This window comes from Streptomyces sp. NPDC104226 (genome assembly GCF_055584085.1).
Genome location: NZ_JBVJMS010000008.1, coordinates 295254 through 312397, shown reverse-complemented (window position 1 = coordinate 312397; position 17144 = coordinate 295254). Strand labels below are relative to the sequence as shown.

General features: G+C 70.0%; 15 protein-coding genes. All 15 read right to left on the bottom strand.

From position 1 onward, the window contains the following. Positions 1 to 54 precede the first annotated feature (54 nt). Positions 55 to 2490, bottom strand: coding sequence for a RelA/SpoT family protein (locus ACZ60J_RS25765; protein WP_469685320.1), 2436 nt, complete (start codon positions 2488 to 2490; stop codon positions 55 to 57). Between the two features lie 262 nt (positions 2491 to 2752). Next, complete coding sequence (locus tag ACZ60J_RS25760) at positions 2753 to 3307, bottom strand: adenine phosphoribosyltransferase (protein ID WP_469685318.1); 555 nt, start codon at positions 3305 to 3307, stop codon at positions 2753 to 2755. Then, positions 3304 to 4356, bottom strand: a complete 1053-nt coding sequence (gene secF / locus ACZ60J_RS25755) for a protein translocase subunit SecF (protein ID WP_469685316.1) — start codon at positions 4354 to 4356, stop codon at positions 3304 to 3306. Before secF ends, ACZ60J_RS25760 begins: the two co-directional genes overlap by 4 nt. Before the next feature lie 3 nt (positions 4357 to 4359). Beyond that, positions 4360 to 6144, bottom strand: coding sequence for a protein translocase subunit SecD (gene secD, locus ACZ60J_RS25750; RefSeq protein WP_469685314.1), 1785 nt, complete (start codon positions 6142 to 6144; stop codon positions 4360 to 4362). 153 nt (positions 6145 to 6297) lie between these two features. Beyond that, complete coding sequence (gene yajC / locus ACZ60J_RS25745) at positions 6298 to 6765, bottom strand: preprotein translocase subunit YajC (protein WP_469685312.1); 468 nt, start codon at positions 6763 to 6765, stop codon at positions 6298 to 6300. A 165-nt stretch (positions 6766 to 6930) separates the two neighbouring features. Then, complete coding sequence (gene ruvB, locus ACZ60J_RS25740) at positions 6931 to 7992, bottom strand: Holliday junction branch migration DNA helicase RuvB (protein WP_469685310.1); 1062 nt, start codon at positions 7990 to 7992, stop codon at positions 6931 to 6933. 267 nt (positions 7993 to 8259) lie between these two features. Next, positions 8260 to 8892 carry a Holliday junction branch migration protein RuvA gene (gene ruvA / locus ACZ60J_RS25735; RefSeq protein WP_469685308.1) on the bottom strand — a complete coding sequence of 211 codons (633 nt, stop codon included), beginning with the start codon at positions 8890 to 8892 and terminating at the stop codon, positions 8260 to 8262. Beyond that, positions 8889 to 9425 (bottom strand): crossover junction endodeoxyribonuclease RuvC, encoded by a 537-nt coding sequence (ruvC, locus tag ACZ60J_RS25730; protein ID WP_469685307.1) that lies wholly within the window; start codon positions 9423 to 9425, stop codon positions 8889 to 8891. The genes ruvA and ruvC overlap by 4 nt, the downstream gene beginning before the upstream one ends. 130 nt (positions 9426 to 9555) lie before the next feature. After that, positions 9556 to 10308 carry a YebC/PmpR family DNA-binding transcriptional regulator gene (locus ACZ60J_RS25725; protein WP_254384884.1) on the bottom strand — a complete coding sequence of 251 codons (753 nt, stop codon included), beginning with the start codon at positions 10306 to 10308 and terminating at the stop codon, positions 9556 to 9558. Positions 10309 to 10365: 57 nt separating this feature from the next. Beyond that, the gene (gene pdxT / locus ACZ60J_RS25720) at positions 10366 to 10959 is read right to left on the bottom strand and encodes a pyridoxal 5'-phosphate synthase glutaminase subunit PdxT (RefSeq protein ID WP_469685305.1); all 594 of its coding nucleotides are present in this window, start codon (positions 10957 to 10959) and stop codon (positions 10366 to 10368) included. A gap of 8 nt (positions 10960 to 10967) precedes the next feature. Beyond that, positions 10968 to 11885: a pyridoxal 5'-phosphate synthase lyase subunit PdxS gene (pdxS, locus tag ACZ60J_RS25715; RefSeq protein WP_469685303.1), complete on the bottom strand. Its 918-nt coding sequence runs from the start codon at positions 11883 to 11885 to the stop codon at positions 10968 to 10970. Between the two features lie 153 nt (positions 11886 to 12038). After that, entirely contained in the window at positions 12039 to 12578 is a 540-nt protein-coding gene (locus tag ACZ60J_RS25710) for a LemA family protein (RefSeq protein ID WP_469685301.1), read from the bottom strand. Positions 12579 to 12596: 18 nt separating this feature from the next. Next, on the bottom strand, positions 12597 to 13625 hold the full coding sequence (locus ACZ60J_RS25705; protein ID WP_469685299.1) for an aminoglycoside phosphotransferase family protein: 1029 nt from the start codon (positions 13623 to 13625) through the stop codon (positions 12597 to 12599). Then, positions 13613 to 14620, bottom strand: a complete 1008-nt coding sequence (locus ACZ60J_RS25700) for a phosphotransferase family protein (protein ID WP_469685297.1) — start codon at positions 14618 to 14620, stop codon at positions 13613 to 13615. Before ACZ60J_RS25700 ends, ACZ60J_RS25705 begins: the two co-directional genes overlap by 13 nt. Beyond that, complete coding sequence (locus ACZ60J_RS25695) at positions 14617 to 17118, bottom strand: hypothetical protein (protein ID WP_469685295.1); 2502 nt, start codon at positions 17116 to 17118, stop codon at positions 14617 to 14619. Before ACZ60J_RS25695 ends, ACZ60J_RS25700 begins: the two co-directional genes overlap by 4 nt. Positions 17119 to 17144 lie beyond the last annotated feature (26 nt).

Genomic DNA, 17144 nt, shown 5'->3' with positions numbered 1-17144 from the left:
GCACGTGAAAGGACCCCGGTACGCGGTGCGTACCGGGGTCCTTCGCTGTGCGGCCTAGGGCCTGCGGGCCGAGGTCACGCGGTAGACGTCGTAGACGCCCTCGACGCCCCGTACGGCCTTCAGGACGTGGCCCAGGTGCTTCGGGTCGCCCATCTCGAAGGTGAACCGGGAGGTGGCCACCCGGTCGCGCGAGGTCTGCACGGCCGCCGACAGGATGTTCACGTGCTGGTCCGACAGGACCCGGGTGACGTCGGAGAGCAGCCGGGACCGGTCCAGCGCCTCGACCTGGATGGCGACCAGGAAGACGGAGGACTGGGTGGGCGCCCACTCGACCTCCAGCATCCGCTCGGGCTGCTGGGAGAGGGAGTCCACGTTGACGCAGTCGGCGCGGTGGACCGATACGCCGCTGCCGCGGGTGACGAAGCCGATGATGGGGTCGCCCGGCACCGGGGTGCAGCAGCGGGCCAGCTTGACCCACACGTCCTCGACGCCCTTGACCACCACGCCGGGGTCCGCGTTGCCGCGGCGGGTGCTGCGGCCGCGGGCGGGCGGGATGGTCTCCTCGATGTCCTCGTTGGCCGCGTCCTCGCCGCCGAGGGCCTGGACCAGCTTCTGGACGACGTTCTGCGCGGTGACGTGGCCTTCGCCGATCGCCGCGTAGAGCGAGGAGATGTCGGGGTAGCGCATCTCGTGCGCGAGGGTGACGAGGGAGTCCCCGGTCAGGATGCGCTGGATCGGCAGGTTCTGCTTGCGCATGGCCCGCGCGATGGCGTCCTTGCCGTGCTCGATCGCCTCGTCGCGGCGCTCCTTGGAGAACCAGGCACGGATCTTGTTGCGGGCTCGGGGGGACTTGACGAAGCCCAGCCAGTCGCGGGACGGGCCGGCGCCCTCGGCCTTGGAGGTGAAGACCTCGACCAGGTCGCCGTTGTCGAGGGTCGATTCGAGCGGTACGAGCCGTCCGTTGACCCGCGCCCCTATGGTCCGGTGGCCGACCTCGGTGTGGACGGCGTACGAGAAGTCGACGGGGGTGGCCCCGGCCGGCAGGGCGATGACGTCGCCCTTGGGCGTGAAGACGAAGACCTCGTTGCGCGAGAGGTCGAAGCGCAGCGAGTCGAGGAACTCGCCCGGGTCCTCGGTCTCCTTCTGCCAGTCCAGGAGCTGGCGCAGCCAGGCCATGTCGTTGACGGTGTCGTGGCCCGCGGTGCCCTTGGCCGCCTGCGGCACGTCGGTGCGCACCTTCGAGGCGCCGGCGACGGTCTGCTGCTTGTACTTCCAGTGCGCGGCGATGCCGTACTCGGCGCGGCGGTGCATGTCGAAGGTGCGGATCTGCAGCTCGACGGGCTTGCCGCTGGGTCCGATGACCGTCGTGTGGAGCGACTGGTACATGTTGAACTTCGGCATCGCGATGTAGTCCTTGAACCGGCCGGGGACCGGGTTCCATCGCGCGTGCACGGTGCCGAGGGCGGCGTAGCAGTCCCGGACGGTGTCGACGAGGACCCGGATGCCGACCAGGTCGTAGATCTCGGCGAAGTCGCGGCCGCGCACGATCATCTTCTGGTAGACGCTGTAGTAGTGCTTGGGGCGTCCGGTGACGGTGGCCTTGATGCGGGCGGCCCGCAGGTCGGCCTGCACTTCGTCGGTGACGACGGTGAGGTACTCGTCGCGCTTGGGGGCCCTTTCGGCCACCAGCCGCACGATCTCGTCGTACATCTTGGGGTAGAGGATCGCGAAGGCGAGGTCCTCGAGCTCCCACTTGATGGTGTTCATGCCCAGCCGGTGCGCCAGCGGGGCGTAGATCTCGAGGGTCTCGCGGGCCTTCTTCTCCTGCTTCTCCCGCTTGAGGTAGCGCATGGTGCGCATGTTGTGCAGGCGGTCGGCGAGCTTGATGACCAGGACCCGGGGGTCCTTGGCCATGGCCACGACCATCTTGCGGACGGTCTCGGCCTGCGCGGCCTCGCCGAACTTGACGCGGTCGAGCTTGGTGACCCCGTCGACGAGCAGGGTCACCGCGTCGCCGAAGTCGCGCCGCAGGTCCTCCAGCCCGTACTCGGTGTCCTCGACGGTGTCGTGGAGCAGCCCCGCCATCAGCGTGGCCGGATCCATGCCCAGCTCGGCGAGGATCGTGGTCACCGCGAGCGGGTGGGTGATGTACGGGTCGCCGCTCTTGCGCTTCTGGCCGCGGTGCCAGCGCTCGGCGACCTGGTACGCCTGCTCGATCTGGCGCAGGGTGGCCGTCTCGATCTTCGGGTCGTTGCTGCGGACTATGCGGAGCAGCGGTTCCAGGACCGGGTTGTACGGGTTGGAACGCTGGACGCCGAGGCGGGCCAGCCGGGCGCGCACCCGATTGGAGGACCCGGCCGGCTTCGCGGACGCGGGCTTGACCGGCGGGGCCGGCGGAGCGGGCGGGGGCGTGGCGGCGGCGGCCGCGGCCGGCTGCTCGGCCTCCGGGTCGGGCTGCGCGGCGGAGATGGGCTGGACCTCGTCTGGCAAGAGCGCTCCTCAGCGGGATCCGGTGCCCGTGTCCGGTCCGGATAACCCATCGTAGCGAGGGTTCCGCCACGCCGTTCCCCGAGTCCATCCCCGACTCCTGCCGGGCCGGGCCACATCCAGCCCGTCCGGCGTTCGAGGACCGGGGTACGAGGGATGGGGCGAAGGGCGGGCAGGGGATTCGGCCCCGCGCAGCGGCCCGCACACGCCGAAGCGGGCGCGCTCCGGGATGTCCCGGTGCACGCCCGCTTCGGGGAAAGCAGGGTCAGACCACGATCAGCGCGTCCAGCGGGGCATCGCCCAGCGTCGGCGCCAGCCGGTCACGGCCCGGCAGGAACGACAGTTCCATCAGGACCGCGACCCCGGCGACCTGCGCCCCGGCCCGCCGGATCAGCTCCAGCGAGGCGGCGGCGGTGCCACCCGTGGCCAGTACGTCGTCGATGACCATGACCCGGTCGTCGGCGCACAGCGCCTCCGCGTGGATCTCGATCTCCGCCGACCCGTACTCCAGGTCGTAGGACTGCAGGAGCGTCGCCCCGGGCAGCTTCCCGGCCTTGCGGACCGGCACGAAGCCGATGCCCGCCTGCACGGCCACGGGAGCCGCCAGGATGAATCCCCGCGCCTCCAGCCCGACGATCTTCGTCGCTCCGTACTGCCCGGCCAGGGCCACCAGCGCGTCCGTGAGGGCGCCGAACGCCTTCGGGTCGGCCAGCAGCGGGGTGATGTCCTTGAACATCACGCCCGGCTTCGGGTAGTCCGCCACGTCCGTGATCCGGCTGAGCAGCAGGTCCCGTACGCCGGAGGGCAGCTCCGCGGTCACCGGCGCCGTCCCGAACGGCCCTGCGCCACTACCTCGGGCGCGTCCTCGGAGCCGTTGCCCTCGGGCGACTCGCCCTTGGCCTCGGCCGACGCCCGCTTGGCGAGCACCCGCTTCTTCAGCGCCTTCATCGCCGGCTCGCGCTCCTTCAGGTCCACGACCAGCGGGGTCGCGATGAAGATCGACGAGTAGGCACCGGCGGCGAGGCCGACGAAGAGCGACAGCGAGATGTCGTTCAGCATGCCGGCGCCCAGGAAGCCGCCACCGATGAAGAGCAGCGCCGCGACGGGGAGCAGGGCCACGACGGTGGTGTTGATCGAGCGGACCAGGGTGCCGTTGATGCTGCGGTTGGCGATCTCGCTGTACGTGTACCGGGTCTGCTTGGTGATGTCCTTCGAGCCCTCCTTGAGACCGTCGAAGACGACGACGGTGTCGTAGAGGGAGTAACCGAGGATGGTCAGCAGGCCGATGACCGTACCGGGGGTGACCTCGAAGCCGACCAGCGCGTACACGCCGACGGTGATGGTGAGGTCGTGGATCAGTGCGATGAGCGCCGCGATCGCCATCCGCCACTCGAAGGCGATGGCCAGGTAGATCACCACGAGGACCATGAACACGCCGAGGCCGGTCCACGCCTTGTTGGCGATCTGCTCGCCCCAGCTGGGGCCGACCAGGTCCGCGTTGATCTGGGCCGCGTCGATCTTGAAGTCGGTGGCGAGCTTCGCCTTCACGTCGGCCGCCGCGTTGGTGTCCAGATCCGAGATCTGGATGCGCAGCGCACCGGTGCCGAGCTTCTGGACGACCGCGTCGTGGCCCGAGGCCTTCTCCGCGGCCTCGCGGGCGTGGGTCTCCGAGATGGAGGACTTCGGGGTGGTGAAGACGGCACCACCCTTGAACTCGATGCCCATGTTGAGGCCCTGGACGGCCAGGGCGACGATCGCCGTGATGGTGATCAGGATGGAAACGCCGTACCAGACGAAGCGCTTGCCGACGAAGTCGTAGCCGACCTCACCCCGGTACAGCTTGGCGCCGAGATCTCCGAGCTTCGACATCTCTCACGCCTCCTTTGCGTCGACGGGAACGGAGACGGTCGCGGCGGCCGCGTCGGAGCCGGTACGACGCGAGCGTCGCAGCGGCGGCTTCGCGCCCAGTCGCTTCGGGTCCAGCCCGGACCACGGGTGACCGCTGGCGAAGAAGTTCGTGCGGGCCAGCAGCGTCATGACGGGCTTGGTGAAGAGGAACACCACGACCACGTCGAGCAGGGTCGTCAGACCCAGGGTGAAGGCGAAGCCCTGCACCTTGCCGACGGTGACGATGAACAGGACCGCGGCCGCCAGGAACGACACGAAGTCGGAGACCAGGATGGTGCGACGGGCACGGGGCCAGGCGCGCTCGACGGCCGGACGCAGGGTGCGGCCCTCGCGGATCTCGTCACGGATGCGTTCGAAGTACACGATGAACGAGTCGGCGGTGATGCCGATCGCGACGATCGCACCACAGACGGCCGGCAGGTTCAGTGCGAAGCCGATGCCCTTGCCGAGCAGCGCCATGATCGTGTACGTGAGGATGCCGGAGACGATGAGGCTGATGATGGCGACGAACGCCAGGCCCCGGTAGTACGCCAGCAGGTAGATCACGACGAGGGCGAGGCCGATGGCGCCGGCGATGAGGCCGGCCTTCAGCTGCTCGCCGCCGAGCGCGGCGGAGACGGTGGTGACGCTGTCCTCCTGGAAGGACAGGGGCAGGGCGCCGTACGAGAGCATGTTGCCCAGGTCCATCGCGGACTGCTGGGTGAAGCCGCCGGAGATCTCGGCGTTGCCGCCGGTCAGCGCCTGGCTGACGGACGGGTCGGAGATGACCTCGCCGTCGAGCACGATGGCGAACTGGTTCTGCGGGGACTGCTTGGCGGCGAGCTCACCGGTGATCTTGGCGAACTTGTCGGCGCCCTTGTCGGTGAACTGCATCGTGACGATCCAGATGCCGCGCTGCTGGTCGATGATGCCCTTGGCGTCCTTGACGTCCTGGCCGTTGACCTGGGCCGGACCGAGCACCCACTTGTACCAGACGTCGCCGCGCTTGCCGCAGGCGAGCGTCGGGTCCTCGGGCTTCACGTTCTTGCTGACAGCGGTGCGCTGCGCCTCGTTGCTGCAGTCCAGCGCGGCGAACTTGGCCTGCAGGTCCGCGGCTGCGGCCTGGTCGGCGGACGGCGCGGACGGCGACGTGGAGGGGGCGGCCTTGTCGTCTGCCTTCTTCGACTCGCTCGCCGAGGGCGAGGGAGAGGGGGCGTTCGGGGCCTTGAGGGCCTCACTGACCGCACGGCCCTGGGAAGTGGCGCTGGACGACGGGGTGGCACTGGCGGACGGGCTGCCGGAGCCGCTCGGCGCGGCGCTCGGGGAGCCGCTCGGGTTGGCCTCGGGGGCGACCGGGGCACCCTCCGCCGTGGCGAGCACGGGGCGGAAGTACAGCTGCGCGGTGGTGCCGACCTGGTCGCGCGCCTGCTGCTCGTTCGTCCCCTTGGGGATGTTCACGATGATGTGGTCCGTGCCCTGCTTCTGGACCTCGGCCTCGGAGACGCCCAGACCGTTGACGCGGCGTTCGATGATGCCGATCGCCGTGTTCATGTTGGTCTCGTTGATCGCGTCCGGCTTACCGGGCTCGCTCTTGGCCTTGAGCGTGATGCTCGTACCGCCGGCGAGGTCGATGCCGAGTCGCGGCGTCGTCTGCTTCGTGAGGAACATCCCCGCGGTGAGCGCCACCATCGCGATCAGGATGATGGCCAGGGAACGCCCCGGCCTCCCCTGAGCCCCCGTGGGCCGCCGGCCCTTCTTCGGTGCTGCCACCTTGTCGTATCTCCCTGTCCAACCGCCCCGCGCCGGGTCAGCGCGTGGACGGCCACGAAATGTGTGTGGGGACCCCTGCCCCCCGCAGAAGGGTCACTGGCGGGGGCCGCCGGAGCTGCCGGTCAGGCGCCCCGCACGGTCCCCGGCCCAGCGCTACTTCGCGCCGGGCTCGCCGTCGCTCTTGCCGTCCTTGGGCTCGTCGCCCTTGGACTCCTCCGCCGCGGGCTCGTCGGCCTTGGGCTCGTCCTTCTTGCCCAGGTCGAGCTTGGGGGCCTCGTCCCCGGTCAGGGAGGACGCGTCGTCCGGTACGACCGGCGTGTCGATCGTCAGATCATCGGTGATGCCGTGGACGATGCGGTTGTACTCCTCGTCCTCCAGCACGGCGCCGATGGCGTTCTTCGCGTAGATCGCGTGGACGCCGGGGGCCACCTCCAGCGTGACGGTGTCTTCGCCGATCTCCTTCACCGTGGCGTACATGCCGCCGATGGTGCGGACGCCGGTGCCGGCCGTCATCTGGTCGCGCATCTGAACGGCCTGCTGCTGCTTCTTCTTCTGGCTGCGGGTCAGCAGGAACATCGCCCCGATGATCAGCACGAACGGAAGGAGGGACATGATATTCACGGGACGCAGGTCCTTCGCATCGACCGCACAAGCGCACGGCCTTTGTACGGGGGGTGGGTACGCCGACCGTAAGGGTCGGCATCGGCGGAGTCTAGGCGAGTCCGCACCGATGGAACAACGCCCAGCATGTCACCGCAGTTCCTGAGGGGGCGAACCTCCGCGCCGTCAGGTCCCGAACAGGCCCTGTTGTCCGCTTGATCCGTTCCCGCCGTGCTGTGGCGGAACAAGTCCCAGGTGAACCCATGCGGCCGGGGTCGCGACCCGCCCCCGGGGGGTCCGGGCCAGCAGCCCTTCCCGGACGAGGAACGGCTCGGCCACCTCTTCCACGGTCTCCCGCTCCTCGCCGACGGCGACCGCGAGCGTCGACAGGCCGACGGGGCCCCCGCCGAAGAGCTTCAGGAGCGCCTCCAGGACGGCCCGGTCCAGCCGGTCGAGCCCGCGCTCGTCGACCTCGTAGACCTTCAGGGCGGTGCCGGCGACCTCGCGGTTGATCACCCCGTCGGCCCTGACCTGGGCGTAGTCGCGGACGCGGCGCAGCAGCCGGTTGGCGATACGGGGGGTTCCGCGCGAGCGGCCGGCGATCTCGGCGGCTCCGGCGGTGTCGATCTCCACGTCGAGGAGCCGCGCGGAGCGGTGGACGACCCGCTCCAGCTCCTCGGGGGCGTAGAACTCCATGTGGCCGGTGAAGCCGAAGCGGTCGCGCAGCGGGGGCGGGAGCAGACCGGCCCGGGTCGTGGCCCCTACGAGGGTGAACGGGGGCAGTTCCAGCGGGATGGCGGTGGCTCCCGGGCCCTTGCCCACGATCACGTCGACGCGGAAGTCCTCCATGGCCATGTAGAGCATTTCCTCGGCGGGCCGGGACATCCGGTGGATCTCGTCGAGGAAGAGGACCTCTCCTTCCTGGAGGGAGGAGAGGATGGCCGCGAGGTCGCCCGCGTGCTGGATGGCGGGGCCGGAGGTGATCCGGATGGGCGCGCCCATCTCGGCCGCGATGATCATGGACAGGGTGGTCTTGCCCAGGCCCGGGGCGCCCGACAGCAGTACGTGGTCGGCGGTGGCGCCGCGCTGGCGGGCCGCCTTCAGGACGAGGTCGAGCTGCTGGCGGACCTTCTCCTGCCCGACGAACTCGCCGAGGTCCTTGGGCCGCAGGGCCGCCTCGACGGCGGTGTCCTCGCCGTCCGCCGCGGCTGCGACGATCCGGTCGTCGCTCTCGTCATCCCAGTTCACTGTGCCAGTCTGCCTTCTCGGTCGGTACGTCTGGTGCGGCGGCCGCGCCGGGCACCGGGGCGGGCCGCTGCCCCGGAGGGCCAGCCCCCGGCCCCCGGCCCCCGGCCCCCCGTGCCTCGAACGCCTGCGGAGCCGGAAAATCCGGCCTCGCCGGCGTTTGAGGCGCGGGGTCTGGGGCGGAGCCCCAGGAGGGGTCCGGGCGCAGCCCCGGGGAACGGTGGAAGGGCGGGTAGGGGACCTCGCCCCGCCCAGCGGGAGGGGGCCGGGTCAGCGGGCCCGGTTCAGGGACTGGAGGGCTGCCCGCAGGAGCTGCGGAACCGGGGCCGAGCCGCCGGCGGCGATGGCCTCCTCCGCCTGCGGGGTCACCGCAGCGACGGCCTCGTCCGCGTCCCGCGGGGCGTAGCCCAGGCCGATGAGGGCCGCGGACAGCTGCTCCGACCACGGGGCCGGACCGGACGCCGCCGCACGCTGGGCACCGACCATCCCGCTCGACCCCAGCGGCGCGCCGAGCTTGTCCTTCAGGTCCAGCAGGAGCTTCTGCGCGCCCTTCTTCCCGATGCCGGAGACGGCCATCAGGGCCTTCTCGTCCCCCGTGGAGACGGCGAGCCGCAGCGCGTCCGGGCTGTGCACCCCGAGCATCGCCTGGGCGAGCTTCGGCCCGACCCCGCTGGCGGTCTGCAGGAGCTCGAAGACCTGGCGCTCGTCGTCGTCGGCGAAGCCGTACAGCGTCAGCGAGTCCTCCCGTACGACCAGGGACGTCGCCAGCCGGGCCGGCTCACCGGTGCGCAGGCCCGCGATGGTGTTCGGCGTGCAGTGCACGGCCATGCCCACTCCCCCGACCTCGATGACGGCCAGGGTGGGGGCGAGCGCGGCGACCGGGCCGCTGACGAAGGCGATCATGTGGTGCGGCCTTTCAGGGCGCTGGCATGCCGGTTGACGGCCTGCTGGAGGCGGTTCTGCGCGGGGGCGCGCCAGATGTGACAGATGGCGAGGGCGAGGGCGTCCGCGGCGTCGGCGGGCTTGGGCGGGGCGGACAGCCGCAGCAGCCGGGTGACCATGGCTCCGACCTGCGCCTTGTCGGCGCGACCGCTGCCGGTGACGGCGGCCTTGACCTCGCTCGGGGTGTGCAGCGCGACCGGTATGCCGCGGCGCGCGGCGCACAGCATGGCGACGGCACTGGCCTGGGCGGTGCCCATCACCGTGCTGACGTTGTGCTGGCTGAACACCCGCTCCACGGCGACGACTTCGGGCCCGTACCGGTCGAGCCACTCCTCGATGCCCTGCTCGATCGCGACGAGCCGGTGGCCCAACTCGGCGTCCGCGGGCGTCCGTACGACTCCCACGCCCAGCATCGTCAGGGGGCGGCCCGCCACCCCTTCGACGACACCGACACCGCATCGGGTCAGCCCCGGGTCAACGCCCAGTACGCGCACCGGCCCTCCTCCCTCGATCTCCTGTACGTGCAGCTTCGCAGGTTATCGGGCGGCACTGACAAAGCAGCGGGCCGACGGGGTGTGTCCCCGTCGGCCCGCTGCCCGACACTGTGAGCGTTCGGCGCCTCGATCAGGCGTCGACCTTCTCCATGACCTCGTCCGAGACGTCGAAGTTGGCGAAGACGTTCTGCACGTCGTCGCTGTCCTCCAGCGCGTCGATCAGCTTGAAGATCTTGCGCGCGCCCTCTTCGTCCAGCTCGACCTGCATGGTCGGCAGGAAGTTGGAGTCGGCCGAGTCGTAGTCGATGCCGGCCTCCTGGAGGGCGGTACGGACCGCGACCATGTCGGTGGCCTCGCTGATGATCTCGAACTGCTCGCCGAGGTCGTTGACCTCTTCGGCACCAGCCTCCAGCACCGTCTCCAGGACGTCGTCCTCGGACAGCTCGCCCTTGGGCAGCAGCACGACGCCCTTGCGGTTGAACAGGTACGAGACCGAGCCCGGGTCGGCCATCGAACCGCCGTTGCGGGTCATGGCGACGCGGACGTCGGACGCGGCACGGTTGCGGTTGTCGGTGAGGCACTCGATGAGCACCGCGACGCCGTTCGGGCCGTAGCCTTCGTACATGATCGTCTCGTAGTCGGCGCCGCCGGCCTCGAGGCCGCCGCCGCGCTTGACCGCGGAGTCGATGTTCTTGTTCGGAACCGAGCTCTTCTTCGCCTTCTGGATGGCGTCGAAGAGGGTCGGGTTGCCATCGATGTCGGCGCCGCCCATACGGGCCGCGACCTCGATGTTCTTGATCAGCTTCGCGAAGAGCTTGCCGCGCTTGGCGTCAACCACGGCCTTCTTGTGCTTCGTCGTAGCCCATTTAGAGTGGCCGGACATCTGCCTGTCTCCTTCGCGTCACCAACAATGTTCGCCTCAGATCCTACCGGGACGCCGTTACAGCCCCGCGCGCACCATGTCGACGAAGTACGCGTGGACCCGCTCGTCACCCGTGAGCTCCGGGTGGAACGAGGTGGCGAGGACATTGCCCTGGCGCACGGCGACGGTGTGGCCGTCGTACGTGGCGAGCACCTCGGCGGCGCCGCCGACGGACTCGACCCAGGGTGCGCGGATGAAGACGCCCTCGACGGGGCCGCCCTCGATGCCCGCGAAGTCGACCTGCGCCTCGAAGGACTCGTTCTGCCGGCCGAAGGCGTTGCGGCGCACGATCATGTCGATGCCGCCCAGGGTCTCCTGGTCCTCACGGCCGTCCAGCAGCTTGTCGGCGAGCATGATCATGCCGGCGCAGGTGCCGTAGACCGGCATCCCGGACCGTACGCGCTCGCGCAGCGGCTCCAGCATGCCGAACAGCACGGCGAGCTTCGACATGGTCGTGGACTCGCCGCCGGGGATCACCAGGGCGTCGACCTCGGCGAGCTCCTCGGGCCGCCGGACCGGCCTGGCCACGGCATCAGCCGAGGCCAGGGCGATCAGGTGCTCCCGTACGTCGCCCTGGAGTGCCAGGACACCAATCACGGGGGTGTTCGTCATGGTGATGACTACCAGCCGCGGTTGGCGTAGCGCTCGGACTCGGGGAGGGTGTCGCAGTTGATGCCGACCATGGCCTCGCCCAGGTTGCGGGAGGCGTCCGCGATGATCTTCGGGTCGTCGAAGAAGGTGGTGGCCTTCACGATGGCGGCGGCGCGCTTGGCCGGGTCGCCCGACTTGAAGATGCCGGAGCCGACGAAGACGCCCTCGGCGCCGAGCTGGCGCATCAGCGCGGCGTCGGCGGGGGTGGCGACGCCACCGGCGGAGAACAGCACGACCGGGAGCTTGCCGAGCTCGGCGACTTCCTTGACCAGCTCGTACGGGGCGCGCAGCTCCTTGGCGGCGGCGTACAGCTCGTTGTTGTCGTAGCCGCGCAGGCGGGCGATCTCGTTCTTGATCTGGCGCAGGTGACGGACGGCCTCGACGACGTTGCCGGTGCCGGCCTCGCCCTTCGAACGGATCATGGCCGCGCCCTCGGCGATGCGGCGCAGGGCCTCGCCCAGGTTGGTGGCGCCACAGACGAAGGGGGTGGTGAAGGCGAACTTGTCGCTGTGGTTGACCTCGTCGGCCGGGGTCAGGACCTCGGACTCGTCGATGTAGTCGACGCCGAGGGACTGGAGGACCTGGGCCTCGACGAAGTGGCCGATGCGGGACTTCGCCATGACCGGGATGGAGACGGCCTCGATGATCTCTTCGATCATGTTCGGGTCGGACATCCGCGCGACGCCGCCGTCCTTGCGGATGTCGGCGGGAACCCGCTCCAGGGCCATGACGGCCACGGCGCCGGCGTCCTCGGCGATCTTCGCCTGCTCGGCGTTGACCACATCCATGATCACGCCGCCCTTGAGCTGCTCGGCCATGCCGCGCTTGACGCGGGAGGTGCCGATCGCCGACTCAGCGGACTGCGGGGTGGAGGGAAGCGTGCTCACGGATTGACCTCACTCGAAAGGAAGATTCAGGCGCTACTGGTGATCGCTACGGGCGACCTGGTGGTACTGGACCGAGGAAACCTTCTGGACCAGTCCACGGCAAGGGCCAATGTGCAGCCGGTGGCCCTTTGCGATTTGGCCATTGGGTACAAGTTACGGCCGCTCGGCCAGATCCACCGGAGGCTCGTCGTCCATCTCGAAGGCCAGCGGGAACGCCGCGTGGCCCGCCAGCCGGAACCAGCGGACCTTGCGGTGACGGCGCAGGGCGCGGGCCGCGCGGACGGCGTCGTTGAGGAACCGCCGCGCCATCGGCACCCGGCGGACCGCCGCAGCGAGCTCCTCGGCGGCCTCCGCCCCGCCCGGGGCGGCCTTGAGCTCGTCGACCTGCTCCGCATCGGCGAAAACGGCGCGCAGGGCCTGGCTGAGCTCGCTCTCGGCAACCTCGCGGTGCTCCTCCTCCGCCTGCCGGGCGGCGTGCGCGGCCTCGTACAGCACGAGGGAGGAGGCCGGGTCCAGCACCCCGGAGGTCGCCACCTCCAGCACCACGGAGGCCCGCCGCACGAGCTGCGCGTCGAGCGCGGCACGCGCGGCGTCCATCCGCGAATGCAGCCGGTCGAGCCGCCCGGCGGTCCAACTGAGGTACACGCCGACAAGGCCGAGGCCAAGAGCAATCCAGACAAGGGTTTCGATCACGGGCGGCGACTTTACCCCTCAGTCGTTCTCCCCCGGCCTCCTGCCTTGTACGAGCCACCGGTCGACCGCCTTCTCGATCTCCCAGGGCTCGGGCACGCGGGGTGTCCCGGTGCTCCAGGATGCGCAGCCGACGGCAAGCTTCTCCGCCAGTTCCCGGCTGAGGGCGCGCCGCACGTCGCCGTCCTGCGTCGCGGCGATGCGCCGCCCCCAGCGCGCAGTGTCGACGACTGCGGACTTCACCGCCTCGTAGGCGGCGTAGTAGTCGAGATCGGCCCGCCATCCGGTCCGGCAGTCCACAGGCGCCGACCGCTCCCATCCCTCCGTCACCGTGCGCCGCTCGGCGGGCGTGTAGGACATTTTGTGCAGGTGGTCGGCGAGGTCGTACACGGGATCGCCCCACAGGGCGAGCTCCCAGTCCAAGAAGGCCACCCGCCCTTGGTCGGTCAGGATCATGTTCTTCCGGTGGATGTCCGCGTGCAGCAGCCGGAAGCTGCGCCCGGCCATCCGCCTTGCCCGGTCAGCGAGCGGGCCGCACGGGTCCCGGGGGACCCCGAGCTCGTCGTACAGCCCCTGGAGTCCCTCGTCCCCCCTCCCTCGGATCTCGCGCACCAAGGCGAGCAAGCGCTCGGCGAAACCCCTTGAGTCCCGGTCCGACGGCCAGTCCGGGGGGAGGGCGGGCAGCGCGGACAGCGGTACCCGCAACAGCTCCGCGAAGAACCCTTCGATGCCCTTCAGGACGATCTCGGGAAGCGGCTCGCCGTCCGCGGCGATCGCGTCCGTCCTCCTGCCTGCGATGAAGCCGTGGATCTGGAAGTCGGGCTCCGTTCCCGCGTAAAGCAGGCGCGGGGCGGACGCCACCAGGGGGCCGATCGCCTCGAGCACCTCGGCCTCCGGCCAGAGCGTCAGGTCCATGGCATCCGAGCCGCCCGCCTTGATCCGGACGATGACGGGACCGGTATCGGTCTCCACCCTCACGTTCCGGTTGTAGTACCCGGCCAGCGCGGTACCCCGTGTACAGGCCTCTTCGTACAGGGCTACGGCGTCCATGACTCTTCCTCCCACCAGGCGGCAAGGCTGAGCGCGACCCGCTCGGGGGTCAGGTCCGGAGGCGATCCCCATACCCGGCGGGCCGCATTGACCTTCTTGGCCAGGCGGCCGATGAGGAAGTCCCGCTCGGGTTGTGCCGCCGCCCGCAGCTGCTTCGAGTAGCGGACCGTGTCGACGATCGCCGACTTGATCCGCTCGTGCGCCACGTAGAGATCGAGGTCGTCGAGCGGTCCGTCGGTGAAGCGCGGCTGCAGTCTGTCCTTCCATCGGCCGAGCACCGCGGCGCGCTGGTCCTCCGGGTAGTCCATCTTGTGGAAGTGGATCCCGACCTCGTACATCGGATCTCCCCACAAGGCCAGTTCCCAGTCGAGGAACCAGGTGGCCCCGTCGGCCACGATCATGTTCTTACGGTGGAGATCGGCGTGGAGAACGGCGAACGGGCGCGGCGTGAGAGTGCCCCACAGCGGTTCGACCACCGCCAGGGGGTCGTCCGGAATGCCGAGCTCCGCGAATACGTCCCGGTACTCGTCCAGGTACGTGGAGTGGACGTCCTGAGTGAGACCGGCCAGGAGGCGTCCGAATCCCGGGCTGTCGCCCGACGCGGGCCAGTGCGCCGGCACCTTGGGGGTTTTCTCCTGCGGGATGCGCGCCAGTTGGTCCATCAGCGTGACCACGTCGTCCAGGACGTTCGTGGGGACGGAACTGCCCCGGGGCGAGAAGCTGTCCAGAACGGGCCCCTCGATGAAGTGGTGCACCTGGAACCGGGGATCCTCGGACACGTGCCGCAGCTCCGGCACCCTGCCCACGTAGGGGCGGATGGAGCTGAGGACCTCCTCCTCCCTCCACAGGCGCAGATCCATGACGTCGGCGGCCGCCAGCGGGATGCGCACATTGACCTTGCCGTCGGGCGTCGGCACACCCACGTTCCGGTTGTAGTACCCGGCAGCGGACTCCGTCGCCGCGAGTGCGCGGTCGTAGAGCTCCAGCCATGTCACGAGGCCACCTCGATGAACATCGACAGGACGTCCTCCGTCCGCTGCTCGAGTTCCGCCGCCGTACCCGGCAGCCGGAGGGTGGGCTGGGCCCGTTCGGCCAGCGCCGCGATCTCCTGGTCCTGCCATCCGATCCGTTCGGATGCTCGGTGGATGGCCAGGATCAGCGAAGGATAGACCTGACAGGCCTCGAACTCGCGGGCCGCGTGGAGCAGGAGTGCCCGTGTCGCCTCCCGCTCCCCCTGCTGCAGGAGCAGGAACGCCCGGAACATGTCGGCCCTGGCCCGGCCCGACCGGTAGCCGGCCCGGTCGAGCGCTGCGTTGGCGTTCTCGAAGGAGTGGTGCGCCCTGTCCAGCTGACCCAGTCGGATCTGAGCGATGCCCATGGCGGTGTAGACCTTCCCGATCTCGTGTTGGGCGCCGAGGTCGCGTTGTACGTCGAGTGCCGCGCCCGCCTCCCTTACGGCTGCCTCGGGGTCGGTGAAGGCGAGCAGCTCGGCCCGGTTCGTGCGGATGTTGGCCAGGCCCATGACGGCGCCTCCGGCGCGGTACTCCGCTTCCGCCTGGTCCATGAGCTCCGCCGCACGGCCGAAGTCCATCAGGAACCGGTGTCCGAGGTGCATCAGGCGTTTCAGGTCGCCCCGGAGCACTCGCTCTGCGGGGGAAGACGACCCGTGGACCTCCTCGGCCAGAGCGAAGGCTCCCTCGAAGTCGCCCTGCCACATCCGGATGTCCGCCACGCACAGGCCCGCCGAAGTCCGCGCCTCGCCGTCGTGTTCCTCCCAGACCTGCTCGAAGATACTCGCGGCCAGGCTGCTCTCCCCGGCGATGCGCCGCGCGTTGGCCCCGGCCAGCGCCAGCCGGGCCGAGACCACCGACCGGACCGGCGTGTCGCGCACCGGCGTGAGCACTATCGCCGCGCTCGTGTCTCCGAGTTCCAGCCTGGACTCGGCCTCGAGGCAGTCGGCGGCGTCGCGGATGCCGGCAAGAGCGTCCGGGGCCGTGTCCGTGCCGCCGCCCGCCCCCAGGTGGTCCCGCAGATCCTTGACCATGCCGTCGACCGCCTGCCGGCTGCTCATGCCGAGCGCGCGGTCGGCATGCTTGAAGATCTGCTCGGGGGACAGGTTCCCGGCGTGCAGGCCGTGGTAGACCGCCTCGCGCAAGGGGGAGGAACGGGCGACCCCCACGCTCTCCACACCAGCCTCCACCCGATCGGCAAGGCCCTCCCAATGCTGCCGCAGCACTGCGTGGACCCGACGCTTGACCGCCGGGGAGAGATGCCCCTGGAGCGCCGCGATCATCAGCTGGTGCAGGCGGTACCAGCCCTGTGACAGCGGGTACGCGAAGGAGTAGGCCGTCAGCGATTCCCAGGTCAACAAGTTCGTCGGAAGATCGAAGTCCTTGCCGATGGTCCGGAACACTTCCAGGTCGAAAGTGCGCGCGATGCTGAGCAGCTCCAGGATCCTGACCTCGTCGGGTGCCACGTGCTGGAGGAACCTCTGGACGATCTCCTCCGACGTCCCCGCGTCCTCCATCCGGCCGGGGTTCTGCACGTGGGTGTCCACGGCGAGGTGGAGGTAGAAGGGCACACCCGCGCTGGCCTCGGCAATGGACCGCTGCCGCGGGATTTCCGTGATCCCCGCCTGGCCCAGCAGAGCGAGCCGGGCCTCCATCGGCAGGCCCCCGACCTCGGCCTTGCGGATCACGGTCTCCCACTCCCTGTCATAGGCCGCCCAGGGCAGGGCCTCCCGGGACGCGAGCACCGTCAGCCCGCCGTGCAGCTGGCCGAGCAGATCGCGCACCCACGCATCGGTGGCGAAGCTGCGTCCTCCGGGCAGTGGCGTGGGCACCATGGCTTCGTAGGCGTCCACGAACAAGACGTACCGCCGGTCCGCGGCCGACTCGCGCATCTCCTCCGCGAACAGGTACGTCACCGCGTGGCCCAGTTCGGCGTTCGAGAGGCTGTCGAGCTCCTGGAGGGTCGGGTCCGCCTCGATCCGGTGCCGGCGCTGCCGGTTGGCCATCGCCCGTCCCGTGAGCCGCACGAGCCCCGTGGCGGTACCGATGACCGGCAGCCCCATGGCATCGTCCAGGACCTGCTTCAGGATCTCGCTCTCCTCCGCGAAGGGCGTGTTCCTCCGGTCCATCTGCAGTTGAGGGTGGACGCGCTGCCAAAGAACGGCGTAGGCGATGTCGAAGCGGTCGAACTTCACGCCCTGCGCCCCGAGCTCCGTACGCAGGACGGCCAGGGCGTCCTCCTGCTGCCGGAGGGTGGGCAGCTGTAGATCCAGCCGGGCCGTCCGGAAAGTATCCGGCGTACGTTGGCGCAGCTCCTGGAGCAGCCTAGATTTGCCGATCCCCCCGACGCCCACGAGGTTGAGGATCCTGGGCCCCGAGGAGATCCCCCGCAGCTCCTCGTCGTACGTGGCGAGCAGTCCCTCACGATTGAAGAACTGCCGCTGTAATGCCGAGACCCTTCGGTAACGCGGCCTGATGGACATGGCGACTCCCCCCGATACTCCTGTGG